Below are 26,150 nucleotides of genomic sequence, written 5' to 3'. Positions count from 1 at the left end.
GGTGCCATCCTCGCGCAGGAGCCGCCCCGCCCGTAGCACCTTCGAAACGGTCGCACCGCGGCAATCCGGTCTCTCCGTGTCGAGTTCCGGAACAACGCGGCGCGGCCAGAACGCTTCGTGCGCCGGGTGGTGCCAACATCTGCACGGGGCGCACACATCCCGTGCCGCATGACGGCGCACCGGCCCCGTTGCCCCGTACGGCCACCCCGATGGTCCGAGGAAAGAGTGACGATGACCGAGGCTGCCGCTCCGCGTACGCCCGGAAGCCCGTGCTGGGTGAGCCTGCTCGTGCACGGCATGGGCACCACCCGGGACTTCTACGCCGACTTGTTCGGCTGGGAGTTCGTGCCGGGTCCGGACCAACTGGGCCCGTACGTCCGGGCGCTGATCGGCGGGAAGGTGGTGGCCGGGATCGGTCAGCTGCCGCCCGACCGGCATCTTCCGGTCGCCTGGACGACGTATCTGGCCAGCGACGACGTGGATCTCACCGCGGAGGCCGTCCGCTCCTGCGGGGGCACGGTCGCCGTGGGGCCGCTCGACGCCGGTGAGTCGGGCGAGGCGGGCCGGATGGCCATCGCCGCCGACCCGGGCGGCGCGGTCTTCGGGATCTGGCAGGCCGCGGCCCACCTCGGCACGGCGCTCGCCGGAACCCCCGGCACGCCGGTCTGGAACGAGCTGGTGACCCGGGAGACCTCGACGGTCTGCAAGTTCTACCAGACGGTCTTCGGCTACGAGGCGGAGGCGGAGGTCTCCGCCGACTTCGACTACCAGACGCTGTACCTGGACGGCCGCCCGGTGGCCTCGCTGCACGGGGTGGGCCATGCCCTGCCGCGTGACCGGGGCCCGCACTGGATGACCTACTTCGAGGTCGCCGACACCGACGAGGCCGCCCGGCGCGTGGTGGAGCTGGGCGGCCATGTGCTGCACCCGCCCCGGGAGGGTGCGGGAGGCCGGGTGGCGACGGTGACGGACCCGGAGGGGGCGGCCTTCACGATCGTGCGCTCGGCGGCCGGCTAGGCCCTGCCGGGCGGGTCGGTGACGGCCCCGGAGCGGCGGCCGGTGCGGTGCTTCGCAAAGCGCCGGAGCGTCGTCGTGGCGGAGCCGTGGGGACGTTTCGGCGACGCCGCGAGATGCCGCGCCGGACGCCGTGGCCCCGGTCATGACCTGCCGTGCACGGCCCGGGTGTGCTGTGCGGCGGGGCCGTTCAGCGGGCGCGGGCCCGTTCGACATGGCGGCGGGCGGGGCCGGCCAGCCGGGCGTGCAGCTCGTCGAAGAGCTCGGCGGCCTGCGTGCCGCTCCACTCCTCGGGCAGCAGCTCCCGGGCGACGCCGGGGTCGAGGTAGACGAGCCTGCGCCAGTCGGTGAGCAGTCCGATGTACGCCGTGAAGGCCTGGCGGTCCGTCACCGCGGTGCCGTCCGCGATCCGTTCGGCCACCGGACGGTGCGCGGCCAGGAACGCCACGTACAACCGTTGCAGGCGGGCGGTGTCCCACCAGGAGCGGACCTTCGTGGCGAGCTCTTTGGCGTCGCCCCCGGCGGCCGACAGGTAGTCGGCCCGGAAGAGATCGGCGTAGGCACGCAGTCCGTGCCTGGCCAGCATGGATTCCGCCTCGTCGTGCACATGGCCGGGGGCGATCCACACCCCGGCGGAAACGGAGCCGAAGCCGAGCCGGGTGAGCTGGGTGCGCAGGGTGTGCCGCCTGGCCCGCTCGGATTCGGGCACCGAGAAGACGACCAGCACCCAGCCCTCCTCGACGGTGGCCCGGCGGGCGGTGAAGATGCGCGGGTCGCCGTCGCTCAGGATGCGTTCGGTCTCCGGCGAGATCCGGTATCCGGCCGCCCCGGAGACCGTCTGGGCCTCGAGCAGTCCGGCCCGCTTCAGCCGGGAGACGCTGGAGCGTACGGTCGGTGCCTCGACGTCGAGGTCGGCGAGCAGCTGGATCAGCGAGGCCACCGACAGCCAGCCGTCGGTGTCGCGCGCGTACAGCCCGTAGACGGTCACGATCAGCTGTCTGGGCTGCACCTTGGCCAGCGGGCCCGGTCCGGACCCGGCTGCTTCTCCGCTCGCCATGTTCACGCCGCCATCCTAAGCAGCCCCGCGAGGCCGTGCGGGGGCGGCTCGGGGAGGGCGAGCGGGCTGCGGGTCAGACGGAGCCGATCGGCAGGACGTCCGGTGAGAGTGCGGCGGCGCGGGCGGTCGCGCTCGTGGTCCGGCGCTGGTGGTGGCGTCGGCACAGCACCTCGTAACCGACCTCACCGGCCTGCTGATTGACGTCTCCCACGACCACCTGGGCTCCTTCGACGACCATCTCGCCACCGACCGTCCGGGCGTTGTGCGTGGCCCTGGCGCCGCACCAGCAGAGCGCCTCGACCTGGAGCGTCTCGACCCGGTCGGCAAGCTCGATCAGCCGCTGCGAGCCGGGGAAGAGCTTGGTCCGGAAGTCGGTGGTGATACCGAACGCGAAGACGTCCATGCCGAGATCGTCGACGATGCGCGCGAGCTGGTCGATCTGGACGGGGGCCAGGAACTGCGCCTCGTCCGCGATCACGTAGTCCGCCCGGCCGCCCCGGCTTATCCGGTCGACGAGATGGGCGAACAGGTCCATGCCCTCGTCGGCCTCGACGGCCTCGGTGACCAGTCCCAGCCGCGAGGAGAGCTTGCCCTCCCCCGCCCGGTCGTCACGGGTGAAGATCACGCCTTGCAGGCCGCGTGCCGAGCGGTTGTGACCGATCTGAAGGGCCAGCGTGCTCTTTCCGCAGTCCATCGTTCCGGAGAAGAACACAAGCTCGGACATGAGAGGTCCAGCACCTTTCGGGCAGGGAGGGGACAGGTGGGAAAAGGAGGCTACGAGCGTACTTCGAGGAGCGGGACGAGCTGCTCGACGGGGGTCATCGAGCCGTGCACCCCGACCATCGCGGACTCGTTCGGCTCATTGACGGAGGCGGTGATGATCACGTCGTCGTGGGCCGCCGCGACGACGTCGCCGATCCGGCCGTGGACCCGCTCGTCGATCCTCGGGCCGAACCAGCCGGCCGCGATCGCCTCCTCGCGGCTCGCCACCCAGAACTGCTCGCCGAGCACGTCCCGCCAGACGGCGAGCACATCGCTCTCGGCCCCCGGGACCGCGTACACATGGCGGGCCCGGCCCTCCCCCGCGAGGAGGGCGACGCCCGCGCGCAGCTCCCAGTCCTCGTCGAAATCGATCCGGGACTGCTCGTCGAACGGGATGTCGACCATGCCGTGGTCCGCGGTGACGTACAGCGCGGAGCGGGGCGGGAGCTGCTCGGCCAGGCGGCGGGCCAGCCCGTCCACGTACATCAGCTGGCCGCGCCAGGCGTCGGAGTCGACGCCGAAGCGGTGACCCTTGCCGTCGACCTCGCTGTAGTACGTGTAGACGAGCGTCCGGTCGGCGGCGGCGAGCTGTGCGGCGGCGGTGTCCATGCGCTCCTCGCCGGAGAGCCGCCCCAGGAACGAGCCGCCGCTGAGCGCGACCTCGGTGAGCGGGGTCCGCTCGAAGTCGGGGGCGGAGACCTGGGCGGTACGCACGCCCGCGGCGTCGGCGAGCCGGAAGACGGTGGGGTACGGCTGCCAGGCCGCCGGGGAGACCCAGGGGCGCCAGCGGAGCTGGTTCATCAGCTCGCCGGTCTCCGGGTTGCGGGCGGAATAGCCGGGCAGGCCGTGCTCCCCGGGCGGCAGCCCGGTGCCCACGGAGGCCAGCGAGGTGGCCGTGGTGGCGGGGAAGCCCGCGGTGATCGGGCGGCCGGTGCCACCGCGCGAGGTGGGGAGCAGGGAGTGCAGGAAGGGCGCCTCGTCGGGGTGGGCCTTGATCTGCTCCCAGCCCAGGCCGTCGATCAGGAACACGCAGTTCCGGTCGGCGGGGGTGAGCTCGGGGATAGCGGCGGTGAAGCCGGGCACGCCCTGTCCGGCGACGAGCGTGGGCAGCAGATCGGCGAGCGACCCGCTGCCGTACTCCGGGACCGGGGCGCTGTCCACCGTGAGCGGATCGGGCTCCTGCCAGGCCGGCTGAGCCATCAGCGGCCGGTCGCCGCGGTCGCGGCCGTGGCCTCGGAGAGCGACTGGGCGAAGGCGAGGGTCTGACGCACGGTGTCGGGACCGTCGCCGGCCTCGCTGACCCGCAGGCTCAGGTCGTCGGCGGTGGTGTTGCCGGTGTAGCCGTGGTCGGCCTCGCAGTTGGGGTCGCCGCAGGCGGCGGGCTCCAGGTCGATCCGGGAGACCGCGCCCCAGCCGATGGTGAGGACGACCTCGCGGGGCAGCGTGCCCGGGACGTACTTCTCCGGGTTGGCCACGACGCGGCTGACCACGACGGACGAGATCCGGTCGAGCTTGACCGACTCGGTGGAGGTGGTGGCGTACGGGGTCGGGGAGCTGGTGTCCGCGTTCTGCTCGTCGGTGTGGCTGACGATGAAGCGGTTGTCCGTCAGGACGAGGACCGTGACGTGGCGGCGCACTTCGTTGGAGTCGAACGTGGTCTCCTGGTGCACCAGGTACGAGGCAACCGGCTCACCGCCCACGGCGGCCTCCACCGCCTCGGCCACGAGGGCCGGGTAGTAGCCACTGCGCTCGATCGCCGCGCGCAGCCCCTGGGTCGTCGTACCGGTCTTTGCCATGGGCACCATCCTACGGGGGCCCGATGACTGCCGGGGACGTTGTGCGGCAGGGCGGACCACGGCCGCGGCCGGGTCAGTAGTTGGGCAGGCGGCGGGGCCCGAGGTCGGTGCGGGCCGGGGGCGGCGAGAGGCGGACGCTCGCACCGAGGACGGTCAGTCCCTTGGTGGCGACCACCACGGGCTCCAGGGCGACGGAGACCACTTCGGGGTGGTCGTCGACCAGCCGGGAGACCCTCAGCAGCAGCTCCTCGAGCGCCGCGGTGTCCACCGGGGCGGCGCCGCGCCAGCCGAACAGCACCGGGGCGGCCCGGATGGACCGGATCAGCTCCGCGGCGTCACGGTCGGTGGCCGGGACGAGGCGGTGGGCGGTGTCACCGAGCAGCTCGGAGGGGGCTCCGGCGAGCCCGAAGGAGAGGACGGCACCGGCCGCCGGATCGATCGTGGCCCGTACGACGGTGTCGACGCCGCGCGGCGCCATGGACTGGACGACGGGCTGGAGTTCGGCGGGCCCGCCGAGCAGTTCGGTCAGTTCGCCGTAGGCCCTGCGCAGCGCGTCCTCGCCCGCGAGGTCGAGCCGGACGCCACCGAGGTCGGCGCGGTGGCGCAGGTGGGGCGCGGTCGTCTTGAGCGCCACGGGGTAGCCGAGCCGGGCGGCCGCGGCGACGGCCGCGTCCGGGTCGGGGGCCGGGAGCGTCGGCCGTACGGTGATGCCGTAGCGGCCCAGGAGGTCGCGGGCCTCCTCCGTACCGAGCTGCCGGCCGCGGGGGTCGGGTTCGGGGCCGAGGAGGGTGTCGATGAGATGGGCGGCGCCCGGCTCGTCAATGGTGTCGTCGAGGAATTCGGGCACCTTGCCGGGGACGGCGGCCTGCCGTCGCCACTGAGCGTAACGCACGGCCTCGGCCAGGGCCCGGACCGCCCGTTCGGCGGCGGGGTAGGCGGGGATGCGGCCGGGAGCGCCGGTCCCCTGCGGGGCTTGCGGGTCTTCTTCGACTCGCGGGTCCTGCGGGCCTTCCTGGACTCGCGTGGCCTGCGGGGCCGCCGGGGCAGGGTGCGCGGGCGGGCGGGCGACCGTGCCGCTGGCCGCGGCCAGGGCCTCCGCCAGTCCGCCGATCTCCACATGCACGACGGCCACCGGCTTCGCCGGTCCCGCGGCGGCGGCCGAGCGCAGCGCGTCCGCGAGCACCTCCCCGTCGCCCTCCTCCGCGCGGCCGTCCTCGCCGACCCAGGGAATCGCCGTCACGATCACGGCGTCGCAGTCGTCGTCGGCCAGCGCCTTCGCCAGGGCATTCCTGAAGTCCTGCGGAGTGGCGGCGGTGGTGAGGTCGAGAGGCAGCCGCGGGCGCAGCCCCTCGGCGAGGCAGGCGTCGTACGTGAGGAGGCCGAGCGATTCGGAGTTGCCGAGGATCACGACCCGGGGGCCTGCGGGCAGCGGCTGGTCGGCGAGGAGGAGGCCCGCGTCGACCATCTCCGTGACCGTGTCGACCCGGATCACGCCCGCCTGCCGCATGAGCGCCGAGACCGTGGCGTCCGGGATGCGCCGGGTCGGCACCGCGTGGCCGGGCGGGGTGGAGCCGCTGTGCCGGGCCCCCTTCACCACGACCACCGGTTTGACGGCCGCGGTGCGGCGCGCGAGACGGGTGAACTTGCGGGGGTTGCCGATCGATTCCAGGTACAGCAGGGCGACGTCGGTGTCGGGGTCCTCGTACCAGTACTGGAGGAAGTCGTTGCCGGAGATGTCGGCGCGGTTGCCCGCGGAGATGAAGGTGGACAGGCCCGCGCCGCGCCGGTAGAGGCCGGAGAGCAGGGCGATGCCGATCGCTCCGGACTGGGTGAAGAGGCCGATCCGGCCACGGGCGGGCGGTTCGGGGGCGAGCGAGGCGTTCAGCCGTACCGCTTCGGCGGTGTTGATGACGCCGAAGGCGTTCGGGCCGATGATCCGCATGCCGTACGAGCGGGCCTGCCGGACCAGTTCGCGCTGCCGGTCCCGGCCCTCGGCGCCCCATTCGGCGTATCCGGCGGAGAGCACGACCAGGCCCTGCACCCCGTGCTCGCCGCAGTCCGCGACGGCTTCCGGTACGCGGTCGGCGGGGACGGCGACGACCGCGAGGTCGACCGGCTCGCCGATCTCGCCGAGGGAGCGGTGGGCGGGGACGCCGTCGATCGTGGCCTGCTCGGCGGTAAAGGCACTGTTGACGGCGTACGCGCGGCCGGTGAAGCCGGCGCCGAGGACGTTGCGCAGGACGGTACGGCCGACGCCGCCGGGGGTCCGGCCGACGCCGATGACGGCGACGGAGCCGGGGGCCAGCAGACGCTGCACGGAGCGGGCCTCGGCCCGGTGCTCTCGGCCGCGCTGGACGGCGAGGGACTCGGCGGTCGGTTCGAGGTCCAGGGTGAGATGGACGGAGCCGTCCTCGAAGCTGCGCTGCTGGGTGTATCCGGCGTCCCGGAACACCTTGATCATCTTGGTGTTGGCCGGCAGCACCTCGGCGGCGAAGCGGCGGATGCCGCGCTCGCGGGCGACGGCCGCGATGTGTTCGAGCAGCGCCGAGGCCACGCCCCGGCCCTGGTGCGCGTCCTGGACCAGGAAGGCGACCTCGGCCTCGTCGGCGGGTGCGGAGGCGGGCCTGCCGCGCTCGTCGATCCGGTCGTAGCGGACGGTCGCGATGAACTCGCCGCCGACCGTGACCGCGAGCCCCACCCGGTCGACGTAGTCGTGGTGGGTGAAGCGGTGCACGTCCCGGTCGGACAGCCGGGGGTACGGGGCGAAGAACCGGTAGTACTTCGACTCGTCGGAGACCTGCTCGTAGAAGCTGACCAGCCGCTCGGCGTCGTCCGTGGTGATGGGCCTGATGCGCGCCGTGCCGCCGTCGCGGAGGACGACGTCCGCTTCCCAGTGGTCGGGGTAGGCGTGATGTGGACTCTGCTCCGGGGCGGGCTCCATGGGCAAAGCGTACGGCTCGGTCAGCGGTCGCGTACGTACCGGGGGCGGGGCAGTCTGAGAAGGCCGATCAAGGGATGTCCCGCACGTCACGGGCATTCCGGGACTCGGCCGGAGCACTGCGCACTGCATGCGAGAATGGTCTAGACAACTGTTGATTCGTGAAGGGCAGAACCATGGCTGAGCGCCGCGTCAACGTCGGTTGGGCCGAGGGCCTGCACGCCCGCCCCGCTTCCATCTTCGTCCGAGCCGCCACGGCGTCCGGCGTCCCCGTGACGATCGCCAGGACCGACGGCACGCCGGTGAACGCCGCGTCCATGCTCGCGGTCCTCGGCCTCGGCGCGCAGGGCGGCGAGGAGATCGTGCTCGCTTCCGAGGCGGACAACTCCGAAGCCGCTCTGGACCGTCTGGCGAAGCTGGTCGCCGAGGGGCTCGAGGAGCTTCCGGAGACCGTCTGAGGCGTTTTCACCGACGTTTTCAATGATGCTTTCAGCGAGAGAGCCGCGGCACCGTAAAAACGGATCCGCGGCTTTTTCGTGTCCGAGCGATTCCATCGGAATGTAATACGCCGCAAGAAATCACATCGACCGGCCGGGCCGAAGCACATCTCTTTTGTACGACACCGTTGTTAATTACGGGTACCAGCGGTGTTTACGGAATGTTGCGAGCCCCTCACCGGGCCTCCGGCACGGGGGCGCGGGGGTCCGGGACGCAGTCGGTGCGCGGCCGCGGCCCGCTCCGCGTGATGGGCGGCCAGCGCCCTGGCACGGTCGGCGTCGCCGCGCGCCACCGCGTCCACGATGGCCCCGCGCTCGGCCCAGGAATCCGCCGGACGGGCCGGCCGCTCGACCACGTACATCCAGGCGATCTTGTGCCGCAACTGGCCGAGCAGGGCGATCAGGCCGGGGCTGCCGGAGGCCTGCGCCAGCGTCTCGTGGAACCATCCGCCCAGTGGGCGCAGGTCCTCGGTCTCGCCCCGCAGTGCCCGGTCGCGGCCGAGGCGGACGAGGCCGCGCAGCACCTTGAGGTGGGCCTCGGTGCGGCGCTGCGCGGCGCGGGCGGCGCCCAGCGGCTCCAGCAGCGTCCGGGCCTCCAGGAGGTCGGCCGCCTCCAGGTCGGTGGGCTCGGCCACGCAGGCGCCCGCGTGTCTGCGGGTGACGACGAAGCCCTCGGGCTCCAGGGTGCGCAGCGCTTCACGGACCGGGACGCGGGAGACCCCGTACCGGCGGGCCAGCACCTCCTCCGTGAGACGGCTGCCGCGCGCGAAGACACCGGAGACGATGTCGTCACGGATCGCCGTGCTTACCGAATGCGCGGGAATGCGCATGCCCGAACCTCCGCCTCAGTACCCGCGAGAACGCGGTCGCCCGAAACCTGTTCCGTGACTCTATTGCAATGCGTCGGAATTTCCGATGCCGGGCAGGAATTCACGAATGACTTCCGGCCGCGGAAGGGCCCGGCGAAATCCGGGGGCGGTCCATCGAAGGGCTGCCGCCCACGCCGTGCGGCGGACATGCCGAAGGCCCCGGACACGGGGTCCGGGGCCTTCGGCGGATGCAGCGCGGAGCGCCCGTCAGACGGCGGCTCCGTGGGCGCGCAGATACGCGACCGGGTCCAGGTCGGAGCCGTACGACGGCGTCGTGCGGGCCTCGAAGTGGAGGTGCGGGCCGGTGGAGTTGCCGGTCGAGCCGGAGAGGCCGATCTGCTGCCCTTCGGCGACGCTCTGTCCGATCGAGACGCCGATGGAGGAGAGGTGGCCGTACTGCGTGTACGTGCCGTCCGTCATCCGGAGCACGATGTTGTTGCCGTACGCGCCGCCCCAGCCGGCCTCGACGACCGTACCGGCGCCCACGGCGACGACGGAGCTGCCGGACACCGCGTGGAAGTCGACGCCGGAGTGGCTGCCGGAGGACCAGAGCGAGCCGCCGGACTTGTAGCCGGTGGTGACGTACGAACCGGCGACGGGGAGGCGGAAAGCGCCCAGCCCGGTGCGCTCGGCGGACCGGGCGACGCGGGTCGTCCCGGCGCGGGACTCGGTCGCGCGCTCCGCCGCGACCCTGGCCTCGGCCTTCTTCTTGGCCTCGGCCCTGGCTTTCGCCTTGGCCTTGGCCTTGACCTTGGCCGCGGTGTCGGCCTGGTGCCGCTGTGCGTCGGCCTGGGCTCCGATCCGCTCGGCGAGGGTCTCGTCGATGGTGAGGACCTGGGTGAGGCCGGTGTCCTCGACGGCGGCGGACTCGGAGTCCGCGGCGACGGCGGGGGCGGCCAGACCGCCGATGACGCCGGTGGTGGCCAGGGTCGCGACGCCGACGGCCTTCGCGCCCCTGCGCGTCAGTCGGTTCGGGGCACGGTGCTTCCCGGTGGCACGGGTGAACGCCATGGAGTGGCTGATCCTTTCCTTCCTTCTCGCCTACCGGGTTAGCTGACGGGTTCGGAGCAGGAAGGTCTCCTACGGGCACCCCGGCCCCATGGGGCTCAGGCGTCCGATTCACCCCAGGGACTGCGTGGGTCCCCGGCTCCCCGGGCTCGCGCCGGACGGGGACTCGGCGATGACTGTCCGGTACGTCACGGATGCGGCATACGAGTGCGAACAGTCGAGCCGACGCTAAACGGGGTTGCTTTCATCCGCCAAACGGACAGGCCGTTTTGTAGCGCATCCCACAGGGCAGACGGGCAACCTCCCAACAGAACGGACAAAAGGGGCGACCCTCACGAGATCTCGCTCGTGCGGGTCGCCCCTTTGCCCCACTGTGCACCGATCGGCGCGGTCCGTGTTCGGTCTCACCGGTACCGACCGGCCAACCGGCCGTTCAGCCGGTCAGCCGGTGACCACCGACACCTCTCCGATGCCCAGGGCCCGGACGGGCTCCGCGATCCGGGCCGCATCGCCGACCAGGACCGTGACCAGCCGGTCGACCGGGAAGGCGTTGACGACCGCCGCGGTCGCCTCGACCGTGCCGGTCTCCGCGAGACGGGCGTACAGCTGCGCCTGGTAGTCGTCCGGCAGGTGCTGCTCGACCTGGTCGGCGAGGGTGCCCGCGACGGAGGCCGCCGTCTCGAACTTCAGCGGCGCGACGCCCACCAGGTTCTGCACCGCCGTCTCGCGCTCCTCGTCGGTGAGGCCCTCGGCCGCCAGCGTCCGCAGCACCGTCCACAGGTCCCTCAGCGCCGGTTCGGTGGACTCGGTGTCCACCGAACCGCTGATCGCCAGCATCGCGGCACCGGTGGCGCCCGACGCCGAGTCCGGAGCCGTCGAGCGCAGCACCTGGGCGAAGGCCCGCACGCCGTACGTGTAGCCCTTCTCCTCGCGCAGCACCCGGTCGAGCCGGGAGGTGAGCGTGCCGCCCAGGCAGTAGGTGCCGAGCACCTGGGCCGGCCACACGCTGTCGTGGCGGTCGGCGCCGATCCGGCCGATCAGCAGCTGGGTCTGCACCGCGCCGGGCCGGTCGACGATCACCACCCGGCCGGTGTCGTCGGCCGTGATCGGCGGTACGGGGCGGGACTCGGCGGCCTCGCCCGACCAGTCGCCCAGGGTGTCGGCGAGCAGGGCGTCCAGGTCGATGCCGGTGAGGTCGCCGACGACCACGGCGGTCGCGGTCGACGGCCGGACGTGGGCCTCGAAGAAGGCGCGCACGGCGGCCGCGTCGATCCGCCCCACCGTCTCCTCGGTGCCCTGGCGCGGACGCGACATCCGCGCCTCGGCCGGGAAGAGCTCCTTGGAGAGCTGCTTGGCGGCGCGCCGGGCCGGGTTGGCCTGCTCGTGCGGGATCTCGTCGAGCCGGTTGCGCACCAGCCGCTCGACCTCGCTGTCGGCGAAGGCGGGCGCCCGCAGCGCCTCGGCGACCAGCCCGAGCGCCTTGGCCAGCCGGGAGGCCGGGACTTCCAGGGAGACCCGGACGCCGGGGTGGTCGGCGTGTGCGTCGAGCGTGGCGCCGCAGCGCTCCAGCTCGGCGGCGAACTCCTCCGCGGTGCGCTTGTCGGTGCCCTCTGACAGCGCCCGCGACATGATCGTGGCCACGCCGTCGAGGCCCTCGGGCTCGGCGTCCAGCGGGGCGTCGAGGAAGATCTCGACCGCCACGACCTGCTGGCCGGGACGGTGGCAGCGGAGCACCGTGAGGCCATTGGGCAGGGCGCCGCGCTCCGGGGCGGGGAAGGCCCAGGGACGAGCGGTGCCGGGGGCCGGCTGCGGGTGGAACTGCATCGAAACTCCAGTCGCGGCGTCGGTCACTTGCCCGCTCCTTCCTGCGCGTCGGTGTCGTCGGCGTCGGTCGCGTCGGCGTCCGCGGACTCGGCCGCCTCGACCGGCTCGTAGACCAGCACCGCGCGGTTGTCGGGGCGCAGCCGGGCCTTGGCGATCGCCTGGACCTCCTCCGCGGTGACGTCGAGCACCCGGTGCACGGCGGTCAGGGCGAGCTGCGGGTCACCGAACAGCACCGCGAACCGGCAGAGTTCGTCGGCGCGCCCGGCGACCGTACCGAGCCGGTCCAGCCATTCGCGCTCCAACTGGGCCTGCGCTCGCTCCATTTCCTCGGGCGTCGGGCCCTCGGCGGCGAACCGGGCGAGCTCCTCGTCGACCGCGGCCTCGATCTCGGGAACCTCCACACCGCCGGACGTCTTCACGTCCAGCCAGCCGAGCGAGGGTGCCCCGGCCAGCCGCAGCAGCCCGAAACCGGCCGCCACCGCCGTACGGTCGCGCCGGACCAGGCGGTTGTGGAGCCGCGAGGACTCGCCGCCGCCGAGCACGGTCAGCGCGAGGTCCGCCGCGTCGCACTCGCGGGTGCCGTCGTGCGGCAGCCGGTAGGCGGCCATCAGGGCCCGCGCCGGGACCTCCTCGCGCACCTCCTCGCGAAGCTGCTCGCCGATGATCTCCGGGAGCGCTCCGTCACGCGGCGGCTGCTTGCCGTCGTGGGACGGGATGGAGCCGAAGTACTTCTCGACCCAGGCGAGGGTCTGCTCGGGGTCGATGTCGCCGACCACCGAGAGCACCGCGTTGTTCGGCGCGTAGTAGGTCCGGAAGAAGGTGCGCGCGTCCTCCAGGGTCGCGGCGTCCAGGTCGGCCATCGAGCCGATCGGGGTGTGGTGGTACGGGTGGCCCTCGGGGTAGGACAGCGCCGTGAGCTTCTCGAACGCCGTGCCGTAGGGGACGTTGTCGTAGCGCTGGCGGCGCTCGTTCTTGACGACGTCGCGCTGGTTCTCCATGGACTCTTCGTCGAGCGCGGCGAGCAGCGAGCCCATGCGGTCCGCCTCCAGCCACAGAGCCAGCTCCAGCTGGTGCGTGGGCATGGTCTCGAAGTAGTTGGTGCGCTCGAAGCTGGTGGTGCCGTTGAGCGAGCCGCCGGCGCCCTGCACCAGCTCGAAGTGGCCGTTCCCCTTGACCTGGCCGGAGCCCTGGAACATCAGGTGCTCGAAGAGGTGCGCCAGGCCGGTGCGCCCCTTGACCTCGTGGCGCGAGCCGACGTCGTACCAGAGGCAGACCGCGGCGACCGGGGTCAGATGGTCCTCGGAGAGCACCACGCGCAGGCCGTTGGCCAGGCGGTGCTCGGTCGCTGTCAAGCCGCCGGAGCCGGCCTGAGCGGTGGCCGTGTGACCCATGGGCATGTACGTCCCTTCGATCGCGATACTGGATTTCCTGCGAGACCTGCCACTTTAAGCAAGCGGACGGACACCTGGCGAAGTTCCCGTTCCGGGGAAGTTCGCGTGAAAGAGGGGCGCATCCCCCGCGTGGCGGGGCGGAAAACCGTTCCGGCTCGGTCCTCGTACGCCCTTTGGGACGGGTCGAGGTCGGGGTTGTCAGTGCGGCGGTCCACAATGGTCCGCGTCAGAACCTGAGGTTGCCCGAAACAGAATCCGTGAAGGAGTCGCAGCAGCGATGGCCCGCCGCAGCACGAAGACCCCGCCGCCGGACGACTTCGAGGAGAAGATCCTCGACATCGACGTCGTCGACGAAATGCAGGGCTCCTTCCTCGAGTACGCGTACTCCGTGATCTACTCGCGGGCCCTGCCCGACGCCCGCGACGGCATGAAGCCGGTGCACCGCCGCATCGTGTACCAGATGAACGAGATGGGCCTGCGCCCCGACCGCGGCTTCGTGAAGTGCGCCCGCGTCGTCGGCGAGGTCATGGGCAAGCTGCACCCGCACGGCGACGCGTCGATCTACGACGCGCTGGTCCGTCTGGCGCAGCCGTTCTCGATGCGGCTCCCCCTGGTCGACGGCCACGGGAACTTCGGCTCGCTCGGGAACGACGACCCGCCCGCCGCCATGCGGTACACCGAGTGCCGGATGGCCGACGCGACGTCCCTGATGACGGAGTCGATCGACGAGGACACCGTCAATTTCCAGTCGAATTACGACGGCCAGGAGTCGGAGCCGTCCGTTCTTCCCGCCGCGTACCCGAACCTGCTGGTCAACGGGTCGTCCGGGATCGCGGTCGGCATGGCGACCAACATGCCGCCGCACAACCTGGGCGAGGTCGTCGCCGCCGCCCGCCACCTGATCAAGCACCCGGGCGCCGACCTGGAGACCCTGATGCGGTTCGTGCCGGGGCCCGACCTGCCCACCGGTGGCCGGATCGTGGGTCTGGGCGGCATCAAGGACGCGTACGCCCGCGGGCGCGGCACGTTCAAGATCCGCGCGACGGTCTCCGTGGAGAACGTGACGGCCCGCCGCAAGGGTCTGGTCGTCACGGAACTGCCCTTCGCCGTCGGCCCGGAGAAGGTGATCGCCAAGATCAAGGACCTGGTCTCGGCGAAGAAGCTCCAGGGCATCGCGGACGTGAAGGACCTGACCGACCGCGAGCACGGCCTGCGTCTGGTCATCGAGGTGAAGAACGGCTTCGTGCCGGAGGCCGTCCTGGAGCAGCTCTACCGGCTCACGCCGATGGAGGAGTCCTTCGGCATCAACAACGTGGCGCTGGTCGACGGGCAGCCGCTCACGCTGGGGCTCAAGGAGCTCCTGGAGGTCTATCTCGACCACCGCTTCGAGGTGGTGCGCCGACGCAGCGAGTTCCGCCGGGGCAAGCGCCGCGACCGGCTGCATCTGGTCCAGGGTCTGCTCGTCGCGCTGATCGACATCGACGAGGTCATCCGGATCATCCGGTCCAGCGACAATTCGGCGCAGGCCAAGGAGCGGCTCGTCGCGCACTTCTCGCTGAGCGAGACGCAGACGCAGTACATCCTGGACACCCCGCTGCGTCGGCTGACCCGGTTCGACCGGATCGAGCTGGAGAGCGAGCGGGACCGGCTCAACAGCGAGATCGACGAGCTGACCACGATCCTCGAATCGGACAGCGCGCTGCGCAAGCTCGTCTCCAACGAACTGGCCGCGGTCGCCAAGAAGTTCGCCACCGAGCGGCGTACGGTGCTGCTGGAGTCGGCCGGTGCCCAGGTCGCCTCGGTGCCGCTGGAGGTCGCGGACGACCCGTGCCGGGTGCTGCTCTCCTCGACCGGCCTGCTGGCCCGTACGGCCAACGACGAGCCGGTGGTGTTCGCCGAGGACGCCAAGCGCGCCAAGCACGACGTGATCGTCTCGGCCGTACCGGCGACGGCTCGCGGCGACGTGGGCGTGGTGACGTCCACGGGCCGGCTGCTGCGGCTCGCGGTGATCGATCTGCCCCAGCTGCCGGACACCCACGCGGCGCCCAACCTGTCGGGCGGGGCGATGGTCGCCGAGTTCCTCACGCTGGAGGGCGACGAGTCGGTCGTCTGCCTCAGCACGCTCGACGAGTCCTCCCCCGGGCTGGCGATCGGCACTCTTCAGGGCGTCGTCAAGCGCGTGGTGCCCGACTATCCGGCCAACAAGGACGAGCTGGAGGTCATCGCCCTCAAGGAGGGCGACCGGATCGTCGGCGCCGTCGAACTGCGTACCGGCGAGGAGGACCTGGTCTTCATCACGTCCGACGCCCAGCTGCTGCGCTATCCCGCGGCGCAGGTGCGGCCGCAGGGCAGGCCCGCGGGGGGTATGGCGGGGGTCAAGCTCGTGGCGGACGCGGAGGTGATCTCGTTCACCGCGGTGGACCCGGCGGCGGACGCGATGGTGTTCACGGTCGCCGGCTCGCACGGTCTGCTGGACGACTCGATGCTGACCTGCAAGCTCACCCCGTTCGACCAGTACCCGCGCAAGGGGCGGGCCACCGGCGGGGTGCGCTGTCAGCGGTTCCTCAAGGGCGAGGACGGTCTGGTGTTCGCCTGGGCGGGCGCCACGCCGGCCCGCGCCGCGCAGCAGAACGGCACGCCGAGCGAGCTGCCTGCACCCGACCCCCGGCGCGACGGTTCGGGCACGCCGCTGGTCAAGCCGGTCGCGGTGGTCGCCGGACCGGTGTAGCCGTCCGGTCCCGGCGGCGGTGCGCGGCCCTACGCGTCGTCGTCGCCGGGCTGTCGTACGTACCGCAGGACGCCCCACATGCTTCGCTCGTGTGCGGCGTCCTGCGTCGTTTCCGGCGCCGCCTCCCCGCTCTCCCGGCAGTCGGCGAGTTCCTTGCCCAGGGCCTCGGGGTCGATGCCCGAGCCGATGAGCACCAGCTGGGTGGTGCGCGGCTCGCCGCGCTTCCAGGGCCGCGGCTCGAACCGCAGGAACCTGCCGACCGCGTGCAGGGCGTACTTGTTGGCCCGGTCGCCGCCACCGAAGTCGACGAAGCCCTTGATCCGGTAGAGGCCCCGCGGCCGGGAGTCGAGGAAATCCATCAGGCGCCGCGGGTTCATCGCCGCGTCCGCGGTGAAAGACACGCTGTCGTACGCGGTGTGGAGGTGGCGGTCGTGTCCGTCGCCGCCCGCCTCCTCCCGCTCCGCCAGCAGCAGGTCCTCGAAGCTGAGCTGACGCGTCTTCTCCTCGCCGTCCGGGCGCAGCGCCGGGTCGAAGAGCAGCTCGGGGTCGATCCGGCCGTACGTCGCGCAGACGACGGCCGCGGCGCCACCGGCCCGGGCGCCGGCGGCGGCGACGGCGTCCCTCAGCCGGGCCTGCTCCTCGCTCCCGATCCGGTCGGTCTTGTTGAGTACGACGAGATCGGCGACGGCGAGATGGCGGTCGAGCTCCGGATGGCGGGCCCGGGTGGCGTCGAACTCCGCGGCGTCGACGACCTCCACCAGTCCCCCGTACACGATGTGCGGATTCTCGCTGGCCAGGAGCATCCGTACGAGCTCCTGCGGCTCGGCCAGCCCACTGGCCTCGATGACGATCACGTCGAGGCGTGCGGCGGGCCCGGTCAGTGTCTCCAGGAAGGTGTCGAGCTCGCTCGCGTCGACCGCGCAGCACAGGCAGCCGTTGCCCAGCGACACCGTGGAGCCGACCTGTCCGGAGACCGTCATGGCGTCAATCTCGATGGCGCCGAAGTCGTTGACGATCACGCCGATCCGGTTGCCGGAGCGGTTGCGGAGCAGGTGGTTGAGCAGGGTCGTCTTGCCCGATCCCAGGAACCCCGCGAGGACGACGACCGGGATCTGCTGCTTGCGGGGCGGGGACGACGGGTTCAACGGGGACCTCTTTCGGGGGCCTCAGAGTGCGGGGACCGGCTGTGGCGGGCGCGTACCGACGTAGCGGGCCGCCGGGCGGATGATCTTGGAGTCCTCCGCCTGTTCCAGGATATTGGCGCTCCAGCCGACCGCCCTCGCCACGCAGAACGTCGGGGTGAACATCTCGCGCGGCAGCCCGCACAGCTCCATGACGACTCCGGCGTAGAACTCGACGTTGGTGTGCAGCTCCCGGCCGGGTTTGAGCTCGGCGAGGATCGTCTCGACCCGGCGCTCGACCTCGACGGCGAAGTCGACGAGCGGGCCGCCGAACTCCTGGGCGATGCCCCGCAGCATGCGTGAGCGGGGGTCCTCGGTGCGGTAGACGGGGTGCCCGAAGCCCATGATGCGTTCGCCGGCGAGCACGCGGTCGCGGATCCAGCCGTCGATCCGGTCGGGAGTGCCGATGGCGTCCAGGGTGTCGAGGGCCCTGCTCGGTGCCCCGCCGTGCAGCGGTCCCGAAAGCGCTCCGACGGCCGCCACCAGGCATGCGGCCACATCGGCGCCGGTGGAGGCGACGACCCGGCCGGTGAACGTCGAGGCGTTGAAACCGTGGTCGACGGTGGAGATCAGGTACTGCTCCACGGCCCTGGCGCGGGCCTCGTCCGGCACCGAGCCGGTGAGCATGTACAGGTAGTTGGCCGCGTGCGGCAGATCGTCGCGCGGCTCCACGGGTTCGAGGCCCCGGCCGATGCGGTAGAGGGCGGTGAGCACGGTGGGGACGGCGGCGCAGAGCGCCAGCGCGTCGGCCCGGCGCCGGTCGGCGTCGATGTCGTACACCGGCCGGAAACCGGCCGAGGCGCCGAGCAGCGAGAGGGCGGTACGCAGACCGGCCAGTGGCCCACCGGCGGCGCCGGCGCGGGCCAGGGCGGGCAGCATCTCCCCCACCTCGGCGGGCAGCCGGCGCAATGCGGCGGTGCGGGCGGCGAACGCGGCGCGGGTCCCGGCATCGGGCAGCGTGCCCTCGGACATCAGGTACCAGACGTCCTCGAAACCACGGGTCTGCGCCAGCTCGATCGCGGAGTACTGCCGGTAGTGATAGAAGCCCTCACGCCCCCGGACGTCCCCGAGGGCGGTGTCGGTGACGACGACGCCCGCGAGTCCGCGGGGTACGTCGAGCGGGGTTCCGCTGGTCGTGGTCGGCATTTTTCCTCCATGCGTGTTCTGGCAGGGCTCTTCGAGATTGATTTCGACCATCCATGATTGACTTAAATTCTGTCAATGTTGATTGAATCAATATTGATAGAGTTGACGACATGAAGGATCAAGCAGCGTCCGGCGAAAGTCCGGAGGCGGCGGCCGGGCAGCGTCTCAGTACCCGTGAAGCAGCCGAACGGCTCGGAGTGAAGCCGGAGACGCTGTACGCGTACGTCAGCCGGGGCCAGCTGAGCAGCAGACGCGCTCCGGGCGGGCGCGGGAGCACGTTCGACGCCGCGGAGATCGACGCACTGGCCCGGCGTACGAACCGCAGGACCACCTCCCCCGCCACCGGCGACCCCGCCTTCCGCACGGGCATCACGCTGATCGAGAACGACCGCTACTACTTCCGCGGCGTCGACGCGACCGAGCTGGCCCGGCACTACTCCTACGAAGAGGTCGCCGACTGGCTCTGGACCGGTGAGCTACGACCCGGCGTACGCTTCGCCGCGTCGGCCGAGGCACGTGCCGCGGCGCGCCGGGCGGTCGAGGCACTGCCCGCGCACAGTGGCTCGACGGACCGGCTGCGGGTGGCCGTGGTCGCCGCGGCGACCACGGATCCGCTCCGCTTCGACCTCTCGCGGGATTCGGTGCTCGCCGCCGCGCGCGGTCTCGTCCCGACCCTGGTCGACGCTCTGCCCGTGGTCCCGGGCGGGCCGCAGGGCGCCGGGGCGGCCGGAGAACCCCGGACGGGAACGAGCGGCCCCGGGCTGGCCCGGCGGATCTGGCCGAAACTCACCGCACGGCCCGCCGATGAACCGGCTGTCGCAGCCCTGGACACCGCACTCGTCCTGCTGATCGACCACGACCTCGCGGCGTCGACGCTGGCCGCCAGGGTCGCGGCATCCGCCCACGCCCATCCGTACGCGGTGGTCTCCGCGGGCCTCGGGGTCCTGGAAGGGCCACTGCACGGGGCCGCGAGCGGGCTGGCCCACCGGATGCTGACCGAGGTCCTGGACCGGGGCTCCGCGGCCCCGGTGGTCGCGGACCACCTCCGCGCCGGACGCCGAGTGCCCGGGCTCGGCCACCGGCTCTACGCCGCGGAAGACCCGCGGGCGCGGGCGCTGTTCGCCCTGCTGGACCGGGTCCCGCAGGCCGCTGCCGCGCTCGCGGCGGCCCGGGACGTGGTCGCCACGACCGCCCGGCACGCTCCCCTGCACGCCAATGTCGACCTGGCGCTGGCCGTGCTCTCGGTCTCCTGCGGCATGTCCGCGGAGGCGGGTGAGACGGTTTTCGCGGTGTCCCGCACGGCCGGCTGGGTCGCCCACGCACTGGAGGAGTACGGGGAACGGCCGCTGCGGATCCGCCCCAGCGGGCAGTACACCGGCCCCCGCCCACCGCAACCACTACCCGCCGCGGCGGGCGGGGCGCCGCGTTGACCGGCGCGTGGTGACGGACGGGCAAGGGCCTTCGGCGAGGTCGGCCGAGCGCGGGGCTACACCGCGCCCGCCCCGGTCAGCGCGCGGACCTCGGTCTCCGCGTGCTTGGCCTCGTCGGGCGGATCGGCGGAAGTGACCGTTCCGACCCAGCCGGCCAGGAAACCCAGCGGGATGGAGACCAGCCCGGGGTTCTCCAGCGGGAAGAGCTGGAAGTCGGCCCCCGGGAAGAGTGAGGCGGGGCTGCCGGACACCACCGGGGAGAACACCACGAGCAGGACGGCCGGGATCAACCCGCCGTAGACCGCCCAGACCGCGCCCCGGGTGGTGAAGCTCCGCCAGAACAGGGAGTACAACAGCACCGGAAGGTTGGCCGAGGCGGCGACGGCGAAGGCCAGACCCACCAGGAACGCCACGTTCAGTCCCTGGGCGAGCAGGCCGAGGGCGATGGCGACGACCCCGATCCCGGCCGCGGCCACCCGGGCCACGACGACCTCGCTGTGCTGCTTGGCGCCGGGGCGACGGAATGAGGCGTAGAGGTCATGGGCCACCGAGGCGGACGAGGCGAGGGTGATCCCCGCGACGACCGCGAGGATGGTCGCGAAGGCGACCGCGGCGACGACGGCGAACAGGATCGCGCCCCCGGTGGAACCCTCCCCGCCGCCGAGTTCCAGGGCCAGCAGCGGAACGGCCGTGTTGCCCGCCGCGTTTGAGGCCCGTACGTCGGCGGAGCCGACCAGGGCGGCCGCACCGAACCCGAGCGCGATCGTCATCAGGTAGAAGCTGCCGATGAGCCCGATCGACCACACGACCGAGCGGCGCGCCGCACTGGCGGTCGGCACGGTGTAGAAGCGCGACAGGATGTGCGGCAGCCCGGCCGTACCGAGGACCAGCGCCAGCCCCAGGCTGATGAAGTCGATGCGCGCGGTCCACGTGCCGCCGTACAGGAGCCCCGGCGAGAGGAACCGGCTTCCGTGCCCGCTCCGTCCGGCGGCGGAGTCGAGCACGGCGTTGAAGTCGCCGTGGAAGCGGACCAGGACGAGGACCGTCAGCACGACCGCCCCGGCCATCAGCAGCACGGCCTTGACGATCTGGATCCAGGTGGTGGCGCGCATGCCGCCGAAGGACACGTAGATGACCATGAGCGCCCCGACCCCGATGACGGTCCAGGAGCGGGCGGCGCCGCTCGTACCGCCGAGGAGCAGCGCCACGAGACTGCCCGCGCCCACCATCTGCGCCACGAGATAGAGCACCGAGACCGTGACGGAGGACGTGCCCACCGCGATCCGGACCGGACGCTCGGCCATCCGCGCCGCCACCACGTCGGCGAGCGTGAACCGGCCGCAGTTGCGTACGAGTTCGGCGACCAGGAACAGGACAACGAGCCAGGCGACGAAGAAGCCGACCGAGTAGAGCATGCCGTCGTAGCCGAAGAGGGCGATCAGACCGGAGATACCGAGGAACGAAGCGGCCGACATGTAGTCGCCCGCGATGGCGAATCCGTTCTCCATGGGGGAGAAGAGCCGCCCGCCCGCATAGAACTCCTCCGCAGAACCATGACGGTTGCGGCTCACCCAGGTGGTGATGGCGAGCGTCACCACGATGAAGACGCTGAACAGGACGAGCGCCAGGGTCTGGTGGGTGCCGTTCACCGTGCGGCCCCCCGCGTCATCTCCTGCGTCTGCCAGCGCAGATCGAGCGCCGCCCGGTCCCTGCGCAGCCGCGCGTGACGGGCATACGCCCAGGTGAGCAGGAAGGTCGTGAGGAACTGAGCGAGCCCTGCAAGCATCGCGACATTGACCGCCCCGGCCACCGGACGGTCCATCAGCCCCGGCACCGCGACCGCGGCGACGACATAGACGAGGTACCAGAGGAAGAAGGCGAGGGTCGCCGGAACGACGAACCGCCGGTACCGACGGCGCACTTCCCGGAACGCCTCGCTGCGCTGCACCTCCAGATAGATCTCGGCCGCGCTGAGTCCGTGCCGCGGGTCCGCGGACCCGGGCGCCCCGGCAGGGGCGAGGCCCCCCGCGCCGTCCGGCTCGGCCCACCCGGAGGCCAACGCGTCGTACCACGGGTCGTCGAGACGCATCGCTGCGGCCTCACGCCCTGCTTCCTTCTCCACGGAACAACTCCCCTAGTCCACGGACCACTTCGGCCGTGTACCCAAGAATGTGCGGATCGGGAAGGACGCGGACGCGTCATTTGCCGGACTTCACCACTTCAGGTGATATCCGAGCCGGGTGGCTGTGCGAGGCCCCGAACGTACGCGTAACGAACCGCCTTCGCCCGGTCGCGCACCCCGGTCTTGGCGAAGAGGTTGTTGATGTGACTCTTCACCGTGGCCTGCGAAATGCACAGTCTGCGAGCGATCTCCGGGTTGGACAGACCTTCCGCGATCAGCGTCAGCACCTCCAGTTCGCGCGGCGTCAGCCCGTCGGGCAGCTGCTGCTCGGGCACCGGCGGGGGTGGTGGCGGGATCTCGGTCACACGCTCCAGCAGTCGGCGCTGCACGCTGGGCGACAGCCCGGCCTCACCGGACAGCACGGCCTGGACGGCCTTCACGATCTCCTCGCCGCCCGCGTCCTTGGTCAGGTAGCCGCGGGCCCCGGCCCGCAGGGCGGGGAAGAGCGAGTCGTCGTCCTCGAACGTGGTGAGTACCACCACCTGGGTGCCCGGGTAGTCCCTGCGGATCCGCCGCGTCGCCTCCGCCCCGTCGCACCGGGGCATCCTCAAATCCATCAGCACGACGTCCGGCGACAGCTCCGCCACGAGCGACAAGGCCTCCTCACCGTCCTTCGCCGCCCCCACCACCTCGATCCCGGGCAACAGCCCCAGCAGCATCACGATCCCTTCGCGGACCACCGACTGATCGTCGGCGACCACGACCCGCGCGTTCACTCGGGCACCCGCAGACACACCATGAAACCCTCCTGATCCGGACCCGCCTCCAGCGTCCCGCCCATCAGCTCGGCCCGTTCCCTCATCCCCAGCAGACCGTATCCGGAGCCGCTGACGCACAGCTCGCCATCAGGTCTTTCTCCACCCGAATCCCTGATTTCCAGGACGACTTCGCCCGGCAGATACTCCAGCCGCATGCACACCTCGGCCCCCGGCGCGTGCTTGCGCACATTGGTCATGGCCTCCTGCGCCACTCTCCGGACCGTCTGTGACGTCTCGGCGGTCAGCCTTCGACGCTCGCCCTCCACACAGACCCGAGCCGGTTCGACGGCCACCAGCTGCCGCAGGAAATCCTCCACCGGAGAGACCTCCCCCCGGAGCGCGGAGAGCGCCTGGCGGGTCTCCACGAGCCCCTCGCGGGCCATGGAACGTGCGGCCACGACCCGGTCCAGCACCTGGTCCCGGAACTCCCCCGTGGGTTCCCGCTCGATCAGCAGTCGCGCCGCCTCCAGATGCACCAGCTGGGCGGAGAGGCTGTGGGCGAGCACATCGTGGATCTCCCGCGCGATCCTGGCCCGTTCGTCCAGCGCGGCCCTCCCGGCCTCCGCCTCACGGGCCGCACGTTCCTGTGCGAGGAGTCTCTGCGCGTTTCCCCGCGCCTCGGCGTCGAGCCGGAGCACATAGCCCGCCAGCGCGAGACCCGCTGTGGACATGGCGGTGGCGAGCCGGCCGTCGGTACTCATGAGGGCATACCCGCCGAGTGCCACGGTCATGGCCGGAAGACCCGCCGTGAGCGGCAGCCGCTCCAGCGCGGCGACGGCGCTGCCGCACCAGAGGATCAGTGCGGGCAGGTCCGCCCCGGCCCGTTGCGCACCGAAGGCCGCCAGCATCAGCAGGGCCAGCAGTCCGAGCGACGGCCACAGCCGGTGCTCGAGGCTGGTTCGGAAGTACGCCCACGCGGTGAACGCACACCCGGTCACGCCCACCAGCCCGAGCACCACCTCCCAGGGCCCGAACCGTCCGCCGCTGAACGTGCCCCAGAGCATGGCGGTGGCCAGCGCCGCCCGGACCGACCAGGTGATCGCCCTGCGCGGCAGGGCGTGACTCGTCCCCGACAGGGCTTCCCGGGTCGGCCAGCCGGTCCAGGCCGCGATCCTCGCGCGCGGTCCTTCCGGTCCTGGCCCGGGCATCGCCCCGCCCGGTGAACCGGCGTGCGGCAAGACGCCGACGATCCCTGCCATGGTGGCCTCCGAGGTGCGGAAGGGTGGAACGCCTTCGACGCTACGGAAACGGCCGAACCACGACATCGGCCCAGGGGTTGATCACGGGTGGAGAAGCCGTCTCCACCCGCGGGTGGAGACGGCCTCATGCGGAGACGACAGCTCCGGATTCCTGGCTCAGACGTCGATGCGCGAGCGGTCCAGGGTGGCGGCGGAGCTGGTGATGAACTCCTTGCGGGGAGCCACCTCATTGCCCATCAGCAGATCGAAGACCTGCTCGGCCGCGTCCAGGTCACCGATGTTGATCCTCCGCAAGGTGCGGTGACGCGGGTCCATCGTGGTCTCCGCCAGCTGGTCCGCGTCCATCTCGCCCAGCCCCTTGTAACGCTGGATCGAGTCCTTGTACCGGATGTTCTTCCGCTGGAGCTCCAGCAGCCGCTGGCGCAGTTCGTTGTCCGAGTACGTGTAGATGTACTTGTCCTGGCCCTTCTTCGGCTGGACGAGCTCGATCCGGTGGAGCGGGGGCACCGCGGCAAAGACGCGCCCCGCCTCGACCATGGGCCGCATGTACCGCTGGAACAGGGTCAGCAGCAGGACCCGGATGTGCGCGCCGTCGACATCCGCGTCCACCAGCAGGACGATCTTCCCGTACCTGGCGGCGTCGATGTCGAAGGTCCGGCCCGACCCGGCTCCTATGACCTGGATGATCGCACCGCACTCTGCGTTCTTCAGCATGTCCGAGACGGAAGCCTTCTGAACGTTGAGGATCTTCCCCCGGATCGGCAGCAGGGCCTGGAACTCACTGTTCCGGGCGAGCTTCGCCGTACCGAGCGCGGAGTCTCCCTCGACGATGAAGAGTTCGCTGCGGTCCACGTCGTCGCTGCGGCAGTCGGCGAGCTTGGCCGGCAGCGAGGAGGACTCCAGCGCTGTCTTGCGACGCTGCGCGTCCTTGTGCTGACGGGCCGCGATACGGGTCCGCGCGGCCGCGACCGCCTTGTCCAGCACCGCCCTGGCCTGGGCCTTCGCGTCACGCTTCGTCGAGGTCAGGAACGCCTTGAGTTCCTTGGACACGACATTGGCGACGATGCGGTTGGCCGCCGAGGTGCCGAGGACCTCCTTGGTCTGGCCCTCGAACTGCGGCTCGGCCAGTCGCACGGTGACCACCGCGGTGAGGCCCTCCAAGGCGTCGTCCTTGACGATGTCGTCCTCGGCGACGCGGAGCAGCTTGGCGGAGCGCAGCGCCTCATTGACCGTCTTGGTCACGGAGCGCTCGAATCCGGTCACATGTGTGCCGCCCTTGGGGGTGGCGATGATGTTGACGAAGGACTTGACGTTGGTGTCGTACCCGGTGCCCCAGCGCATCGCGACATCGACGGCGAGCTCGCGCGTGACCTCGGTCGCCGTCATGTGGCCGCGCTCGTCGAGCACCGGCACGGTCTCCTTGAACGTGCCCTGCCCGCTCAGACGCAGAACGTCGCAGACCGCCTTGTCCTGGGCCAGGTACTCGCAGAACTCGCTGATCCCGCCGTCGAACCGGAAGGTGTCCTCGGTGCGCCCCTCGTCGTCCAGGCCGCGTTCGTCACGGACGACGATCGTGAGCCCGGGAACGAGGAAGGCCGTCTGGCGGGCCCGCTGGTGAAGCGTCTCCAGGTTGAGCTTGGCGTCCTTGAGGAAGATCTGCCGGTCCGCCCAGTAGCGCACCCTGGTGCCGGTGCGCGCCTTCGGCACCCGCTTGCCCTTGAGGAGGCCGTTGGCCGGGTCGAACGGGCTGTCCGGCCCCGATTCGGTGAAGATCCCCGGGACACCGCGCCGGAAACTGATCGAATGCGTGGCACTGTTGCGGTCGACCTCGACGTCGAGCCGGGCGGAGAGCGCATTGACGACCGAGGCGCCGACGCCGTGCAGACCGCCCGAAGCGGCGTACGAGCCACCGCCGAACTTTCCGCCGGCGTGCAGCTTGGTCATCACGACCTCGATGCCGGACAGGCCTGTCTTGGGCTCGACATCGACCGGGATGCCCCGTCCGTTGTCCCGGACCTCCACGGAACTGTCGTCGTGGAGGATGACCTCGATGCGATCGCAGTAGCCGCCGAGGGCTTCGTCGACGGCGTTGTCGATGATCTCCCAGAGGCAGTGCATGAGGCCACGGCTGTCGGTGGACCCGATGTACATCCCGGGGCGCTTGCGAACTGCTTCGAGCCCCTCGAGTACGAGCAGATGCCGCGCGGTGTAGTTGGAGCCGTCTTGGTCTGCTCCGGTCAGCAGCGCAGTGGACGGCACGGACGTATCGGCGGTCACGCGGTTCGCTCCTCGCTGAATTTCAAATGGGGCCCAGTGGGTAACGGGCTCGGCTTCGGTCGCCGCTGAGAGGGTACCGAGGCCTGGTAGAGC

General features: G+C 71.5%; 20 protein-coding genes and 1 riboswitch. Of the genes, 4 read left to right on the top strand and 16 right to left on the bottom strand.

Annotated elements, in window-relative coordinates; genetic code table 11:
• Positions 1 to 231 precede the first annotated feature (231 nt).
• Positions 232 to 1,017: a VOC family protein gene (locus tag ACFCV8_RS10300; RefSeq protein WP_376684865.1), complete on the top strand. Its 786-nt coding sequence runs from the start codon at positions 232 to 234 to the stop codon at positions 1,015 to 1,017.
• A 187-nt stretch (positions 1,018 to 1,204) separates the two neighbouring features.
• Here the strand turns inward: ACFCV8_RS10300 and ACFCV8_RS10295 are convergent, their stop codons facing one another.
• From ACFCV8_RS10295 to ACFCV8_RS10275, 5 genes are all read right to left on the bottom strand, one after another.
• On the bottom strand, positions 1,205 to 2,071 hold the full coding sequence (locus tag ACFCV8_RS10295) for a PaaX family transcriptional regulator C-terminal domain-containing protein (RefSeq protein ID WP_376684884.1): 867 nt from the start codon (positions 2,069 to 2,071) through the stop codon (positions 1,205 to 1,207).
• Positions 2,072 to 2,144: 73 nt separating this feature from the next.
• Positions 2,145 to 2,795 (bottom strand): thymidine kinase, encoded by a 651-nt coding sequence (locus tag ACFCV8_RS10290; RefSeq protein ID WP_376684864.1) that lies wholly within the window; start codon positions 2,793 to 2,795, stop codon positions 2,145 to 2,147.
• 50 nt (positions 2,796 to 2,845) lie between these two features.
• Positions 2,846 to 4,033, bottom strand: coding sequence for an alkaline phosphatase family protein (locus ACFCV8_RS10285; RefSeq protein ID WP_376684863.1), 1,188 nt, complete (start codon positions 4,031 to 4,033; stop codon positions 2,846 to 2,848).
• Positions 4,033 to 4,629, bottom strand: coding sequence for a DUF5998 family protein (locus ACFCV8_RS10280; RefSeq protein WP_352273245.1), 597 nt, complete (start codon positions 4,627 to 4,629; stop codon positions 4,033 to 4,035). The genes ACFCV8_RS10285 and ACFCV8_RS10280 overlap by 1 nt, the downstream gene beginning before the upstream one ends.
• A gap of 73 nt (positions 4,630 to 4,702) precedes the next feature.
• Complete coding sequence (locus ACFCV8_RS10275; RefSeq protein ID WP_376684862.1) at positions 4,703 to 7,570, bottom strand: GNAT family N-acetyltransferase; 2,868 nt, start codon at positions 7,568 to 7,570, stop codon at positions 4,703 to 4,705.
• A gap of 173 nt (positions 7,571 to 7,743) precedes the next feature.
• Here ACFCV8_RS10275 and ACFCV8_RS10270 point away from each other — a divergent pair, with 173 nt between their 5' ends.
• Positions 7,744 to 8,025 carry an HPr family phosphocarrier protein gene (locus ACFCV8_RS10270; RefSeq protein ID WP_376684861.1) on the top strand — a complete coding sequence of 94 codons (282 nt, stop codon included), beginning with the start codon at positions 7,744 to 7,746 and terminating at the stop codon, positions 8,023 to 8,025.
• A gap of 170 nt (positions 8,026 to 8,195) precedes the next feature.
• Here ACFCV8_RS10270 and ACFCV8_RS10265 read toward each other — a convergent pair whose 3' ends face one another.
• The 4 genes from ACFCV8_RS10265 to ACFCV8_RS10250 form a co-directional block, all read right to left on the bottom strand.
• On the bottom strand, positions 8,196 to 8,894 hold the full coding sequence (locus tag ACFCV8_RS10265) for a GntR family transcriptional regulator (protein WP_376684860.1): 699 nt from the start codon (positions 8,892 to 8,894) through the stop codon (positions 8,196 to 8,198).
• A gap of 246 nt (positions 8,895 to 9,140) precedes the next feature.
• The gene (locus ACFCV8_RS10260; RefSeq protein WP_376684859.1) at positions 9,141 to 9,944 is read right to left on the bottom strand and encodes a M23 family metallopeptidase; all 804 of its coding nucleotides are present in this window, start codon (positions 9,942 to 9,944) and stop codon (positions 9,141 to 9,143) included.
• 13 nt (positions 9,945 to 9,957) lie between these two features.
• Positions 9,958 to 10,123, bottom strand: a riboswitch (cyclic di-AMP (ydaO/yuaA leader).
• A gap of 259 nt (positions 10,124 to 10,382) precedes the next feature.
• Positions 10,383 to 11,765 carry a M16 family metallopeptidase gene (locus ACFCV8_RS10255; RefSeq protein WP_376684883.1) on the bottom strand — a complete coding sequence of 461 codons (1,383 nt, stop codon included), beginning with the start codon at positions 11,763 to 11,765 and terminating at the stop codon, positions 10,383 to 10,385.
• A gap of 23 nt (positions 11,766 to 11,788) precedes the next feature.
• Positions 11,789 to 13,162, bottom strand: a complete 1,374-nt coding sequence (locus ACFCV8_RS10250; protein WP_376684858.1) for a M16 family metallopeptidase — start codon at positions 13,160 to 13,162, stop codon at positions 11,789 to 11,791.
• Between the two features lie 271 nt (positions 13,163 to 13,433).
• Between ACFCV8_RS10250 and ACFCV8_RS10245 the strand changes: the two genes are divergently transcribed.
• On the top strand, positions 13,434 to 15,884 hold the full coding sequence (locus tag ACFCV8_RS10245) for a DNA topoisomerase (ATP-hydrolyzing) subunit A (protein ID WP_376684857.1): 2,451 nt from the start codon (positions 13,434 to 13,436) through the stop codon (positions 15,882 to 15,884).
• A gap of 29 nt (positions 15,885 to 15,913) precedes the next feature.
• Here the strand turns inward: ACFCV8_RS10245 and ACFCV8_RS10240 are convergent, their stop codons facing one another.
• Both ACFCV8_RS10240 and ACFCV8_RS10235 read right to left on the bottom strand, forming a co-directional pair.
• Positions 15,914 to 17,029 carry a CobW family GTP-binding protein gene (locus ACFCV8_RS10240; RefSeq protein ID WP_376684856.1) on the bottom strand — a complete coding sequence of 372 codons (1,116 nt, stop codon included), beginning with the start codon at positions 17,027 to 17,029 and terminating at the stop codon, positions 15,914 to 15,916.
• Positions 17,030 to 17,050: 21 nt separating this feature from the next.
• Positions 17,051 to 18,211, bottom strand: a complete 1,161-nt coding sequence (locus tag ACFCV8_RS10235; RefSeq protein WP_376684855.1) for a citrate synthase — start codon at positions 18,209 to 18,211, stop codon at positions 17,051 to 17,053.
• 110 nt (positions 18,212 to 18,321) lie between these two features.
• Here ACFCV8_RS10235 and ACFCV8_RS10230 point away from each other — a divergent pair, with 110 nt between their 5' ends.
• A complete protein-coding gene (locus ACFCV8_RS10230; protein ID WP_376684854.1) occupies positions 18,322 to 19,641 on the top strand; it encodes a citrate/2-methylcitrate synthase in 1,320 nt (439 codons plus the stop codon).
• A gap of 56 nt (positions 19,642 to 19,697) precedes the next feature.
• On the opposite strand, the gene ACFCV8_RS10225 is transcribed toward ACFCV8_RS10230, so the two are convergent.
• From ACFCV8_RS10225 to ACFCV8_RS10205, 5 genes are all read right to left on the bottom strand, one after another.
• Complete coding sequence (locus ACFCV8_RS10225; protein ID WP_376684853.1) at positions 19,698 to 21,290, bottom strand: cation acetate symporter; 1,593 nt, start codon at positions 21,288 to 21,290, stop codon at positions 19,698 to 19,700.
• Positions 21,287 to 21,730 carry a DUF485 domain-containing protein gene (locus ACFCV8_RS10220; RefSeq protein WP_376684882.1) on the bottom strand — a complete coding sequence of 148 codons (444 nt, stop codon included), beginning with the start codon at positions 21,728 to 21,730 and terminating at the stop codon, positions 21,287 to 21,289. Before ACFCV8_RS10220 ends, ACFCV8_RS10225 begins: the two co-directional genes overlap by 4 nt.
• Positions 21,731 to 21,861: 131 nt before the next feature.
• Positions 21,862 to 22,539, bottom strand: a complete 678-nt coding sequence (locus ACFCV8_RS10215; protein WP_376684852.1) for a response regulator — start codon at positions 22,537 to 22,539, stop codon at positions 21,862 to 21,864.
• Positions 22,536 to 23,729: a sensor histidine kinase gene (locus tag ACFCV8_RS10210; RefSeq protein WP_376684881.1), complete on the bottom strand. Its 1,194-nt coding sequence runs from the start codon at positions 23,727 to 23,729 to the stop codon at positions 22,536 to 22,538. The genes ACFCV8_RS10215 and ACFCV8_RS10210 overlap by 4 nt, the downstream gene beginning before the upstream one ends.
• A gap of 207 nt (positions 23,730 to 23,936) precedes the next feature.
• Positions 23,937 to 26,057: a type IIA DNA topoisomerase subunit B gene (locus tag ACFCV8_RS10205; protein WP_376684851.1), complete on the bottom strand. Its 2,121-nt coding sequence runs from the start codon at positions 26,055 to 26,057 to the stop codon at positions 23,937 to 23,939.
• Between the last annotated feature and the right edge of the window lie 93 nt (positions 26,058 to 26,150).

The sequence above is a fragment of the Streptomyces sp. NPDC056347 genome, assembly GCF_042262625.1.
Taxonomy (GTDB): Bacteria; Actinomycetota; Actinomycetes; order Streptomycetales; family Streptomycetaceae; genus Streptomyces.
This window is presented reverse-complemented; position numbering and strand designations above follow the sequence as displayed.